Consider the following 3,604-nt stretch of genomic DNA (forward strand, 5'->3'; position numbering starts at 1 on the left):
GAAATTATATAAAAGAAACAGAAAACTTGGATAAATATAAAGTTTTTGTGCCTAAAGCTAATGGAACGGGTGCTATAGGTGAAGTTTTATCTACACCCCTGATCGGGGAACCCCTGATCGGGAGTACTGAAACCTTTATCAGCATAGGAGCCTTTGACAGTTTATTAGAGGCTGAAAATGTAATGAAGTACATTAAAACAAGATTTGCCAGGACAATGTTGGGTATTCTTAAGGTTACTCAAGATAACCCATCCGAAAAATGGAGACTGGTTCCCATGCAGGATTTTACTGCCAATTCAGATATTGACTGGACAGAATCAATCGCAGACATTGATCAGCAGCTTTACAGAAAATACAATTTGTCAGAAGAAGAAATTGAATTCATTGAAACTAAAGTGCAGGCGATGAAATGACAGATAGGATAATCAAGAATACCAGTCGTGTAAGAGACTATGGAGAAGTCTTTACACCCAAATGGGTTGTGGAAAAGATGCTTGATCAACCTGAAGTGGATGCAAAGGTAAGATCTCTGACTGCAACTTTTCTGGAACCGTCTGCGGGTGAAGGAGCTTTTCTGACGGAAGTTCTTGCACGGAAGATGAAATACGCTCTTGAGAAAAGCAAAGATGCCAGAGAATTCGGCAATAATGCACTCATGGCGTTGTCTACCTTATACGGAATTGAACTTCTTGAAGATAATGTTGAGATGCTTGTCATTAACATGCATGACACATTTTCAAAGTATTATCGTACTTTTATCAAGAATGTTTATGGATCGATGCCGGATGAAAGGGTACTTTACAGTGCCAAGACGATAATCTGTGCAAATATGGCTCAGGGAGATGCTCTGAAGAAGACTGACGCATCGGGAAATCCGATCATATTCAGTGAGTGGAAGCCGGTTGGCAGGACAAAGGTTCAGCGCACGGAGTACACTTTTGAATCGATTCTGGATGGGAGCGGACCAACTGGGACTGTTAAGAATAAATATGAGCAGCTTGATCTGTTTGCCTTGGATGGGGATTCTTCCTGTGAGATTGATCCTGAACCTTCGGACAGACATTATCGTTTGTCTTTGTGGACTGATGTATACAAACAGTTGATCAGTTAAGGGACAGATTTGTGTGTAATGCCGGATAGAACCAGCTTGATCCTCAACGGAGCACTCCGTTGAGGATCAAGCTGGTTATGGACGTGAAAATATTCAGTAAGCCCTGAATCAATTAAACAACCGCCTTGTCAAAACAGGCGGTTGCTTTTTTTATATTCATCAGTTTCAAGGCCCTGCATTTCATCTGTGTAAAGCCTCAGAATCACAGGTCAGTTCCTCATCCTTCTGAAATCAGTCGGGCTGCATCCCCTTGCCTTGCGGAATGCCTTCGAAAAGGTGAAGCTGTCACCGTATCCGATTGAATCGGCGATGTTCTGGACGCTTCTGTCGGTGTCTCTGAGCAGATGTTCTGCTTTTTCCATGCGGATTTCAGTCAGGAACTTCTGAGGAGACGATCCCGCAAATTTTTTGAAGAGGCTGTAGAGATAGCTTCTGGACACGGCAAGCCCGCGGCATACGTCAAGGACGGAGCAGCCCGTGTCGTAGTTGTCCCTCATGTACTCCACCGCAAGCCGGAACTGGGTCCTTGAGGTGGTTTTTCTGGTGACTTCTGCCGGGAACTCGTCCAGCAGGTCATGGAACATTTTATAAAGCAGGGATTCGGTCAGCAGGCTGTTCTTCATGTTGTGTGTCAGATGCAGTGATTCATACAGCCTGGACAGGCTCTTCTTGAATTCCGTGTCCTGAATCTGGCGCAGGTAGCCTTTTTCAGAAATGCTTGAAGCGGTCAGAATTTCGCCTGTCCTGATGCCTGAAAGCCCGATCCAGCTGTATTCCCACGGATCCTGTTCATCAGCCTGATAGAAGCAGGGGACGCCCTTCGGCAGGATGAAGCAGTCACCCATGCTCAGTTTGACCAGCGGCCTGCCGGCAGCTGAAAACGTGCCGCATCCCTTTCTGATGTAGTGAATGACGTAGTTTTCGCGGACGTTGTTTCCCTTGAAGATGTAGTTTGGTTCGCAGCATTCGAGACCGTAGAAGATGATTCCGCTTTCGATGCTGTGACTCTGAAGATCCCGGTATTCCTTTTCCATTTTTCCTCCGATGTGTAAATTTTCTGATGTCAGATGTCAATATTACTTTATACATTTGAATTATCGTTGTCATTATAACTCTTCTTGAAAAAAGATGTCAATTTGTTCACTGAACATTATGACATCTAAAGTGATTAAAGAACTATGTTGTAAAGCCTTACATTTACGTATACTGAAGACTGTAGAGAAAACGGATACACGAAAGGATGATATTTCATGTCAAAGGAAGGAAAGACAAAGATGGGCATGGGGCAGCGTCTTGCCTACAGCTTCGGCGCATTCGGCAATGATGCGTTCTACGGGCTGCTTTCAGGATACCTCATCATGTTCATCACATCACACTTGTTCAATTCAGGCAATCAGGCCGTTGACAACAGGATGATCAGCATCGTGACCCTGATCATCATGGTACTCAGGATCGTGGAGCTGTTCATCGATCCGTTCATCGGCAATGCGATTGACCGCACGAAGACCCGCTTCGGACACTTCAGGCCATGGGTCGTTGCCGGCGGTACGATTTCGGCGGTGCTTCTGCTCTGCCTGTTCACGACCATGGGCAATCTGTATCAGAAAAATGCAGTGCTGTATCTCGTGGTGTTTGCCGTAATGTACATCACGATGGACATCTTCTACTCATTCAAGGACGTTGGCTTCTGGTCAATGCTTCCGTCACTTACAACGGACTCCCGTGAACGTGAGAAGACGGCAACGTTTGCCCGCTTCGGCTCGACAATCGGCGGCGGCCTTGTCGGTGTGCTCGTCATGCCTGCTGTCATCTACTTCTCCGAGAAGACAACGACAACGGGGGACACGCACGGCTGGTTCATGTTTGCCCTCATCATCTGCACGATTGCGCTGGTGTCGGCCTGGGTTGTCGGCTGCTGCACACGTGAGGTGAACAGCGAAATCCGTGAAAACAAGGAGGATACGGTCGGAGTCATCGGTGTCTTCAAGGCCGTGGCCAAGAACGACCAGCTTCTCTGGGTTGCATGCGCATATCTGTTCTACGGCGTTGCGGTCAATATCCTGGGGTCCCTTGAAGTCTACTACTTCACCTACGTCATGGGTCAGCCGAAGTCATTTTCGATTCTTTCAACGATCAACATCTTCCTTGGAATGATCTCAGCCGCCCTCTTCCCGGTTCTTTCCAAGAAGTTCAGCAGAAAGACCGTGTTCGGCGGATGTCTTGTGTTCATGCTCTGCGGCATCGGCGTGTTTGCCCTTGCCGGCAACAATCTGGCACTTGTTCTGCTTGCTGCCGTAATGTTTGCATTCCCGCAGCAAATGGTTTTCTTAGTCGTTTTGATGATCATCACGGATTCTGTTGAATATGGCCAGTGGAAATTAGGTCACAGAGATGAATCATTATCTCTTTCGATTCGTCCGCTGATCGATAAATTCGGCGGTGCCGTTTCAAACGGCGTTGTCGGCCAGATTGCAATTCTTGCCGGCATGACGA

Annotated in this window: 3 protein-coding genes and 1 pseudogene; 3 read left to right on the plus strand and 1 reads right to left on the minus strand. The window is 46.8% G+C overall.

Features of this window, described 5'->3' with window-relative positions:
- Both V7Z60_RS09285 and V7Z60_RS09290 read left to right on the plus strand, forming a co-directional pair.
- A pseudogene (locus V7Z60_RS09285) lies at positions 1-413 on the plus strand (Eco57I restriction-modification methylase domain-containing protein); the annotation flags it as partial.
- The gene (locus tag V7Z60_RS09290; RefSeq protein ID WP_334117536.1) at positions 410-1,111 is read left to right on the plus strand and encodes a DNA methyltransferase; all 702 of its coding nucleotides are present in this window, start codon (positions 410-412) and stop codon (positions 1,109-1,111) included. The pseudogene V7Z60_RS09285 and the gene V7Z60_RS09290, both read left to right, overlap by 4 nt.
- A gap of 209 nt (positions 1,112-1,320) precedes the next feature.
- Here the strand turns inward: V7Z60_RS09290 and V7Z60_RS09295 are convergent, their stop codons facing one another.
- Positions 1,321-2,145 (minus strand): AraC family transcriptional regulator, encoded by an 825-nt coding sequence (locus tag V7Z60_RS09295; RefSeq protein WP_334117537.1) that lies wholly within the window; start codon positions 2,143-2,145, stop codon positions 1,321-1,323.
- 216 nt (positions 2,146-2,361) lie between these two features.
- Here V7Z60_RS09295 and V7Z60_RS09300 point away from each other — a divergent pair.
- A partial coding sequence (locus V7Z60_RS09300) for a glycoside-pentoside-hexuronide (GPH):cation symporter (RefSeq protein ID WP_334117538.1) occupies positions 2,362-3,604 on the plus strand: 1,243 nt, incomplete at its 3' end.

The organism is Ligilactobacillus sp., from assembly GCF_036846325.1.
Classification (GTDB): domain Bacteria; phylum Bacillota; class Bacilli; order Lactobacillales; family Lactobacillaceae; genus Ligilactobacillus.

Bases quoted from the DNA above. Each gene is read 5' to 3' on its own strand.
- V7Z60_RS09290 (WP_334117536.1), top strand. From the start codon at position 410: ATGACAGATAGGATAATCAAGAATACCAGTCGTGTAAGAGACTATGGA.
- V7Z60_RS09295 (WP_334117537.1), bottom strand. From the start codon at position 2,145: ATGGAAAAGGAATACCGGGATCTTCAGAGTCACAGCATCGAAAGCGGA.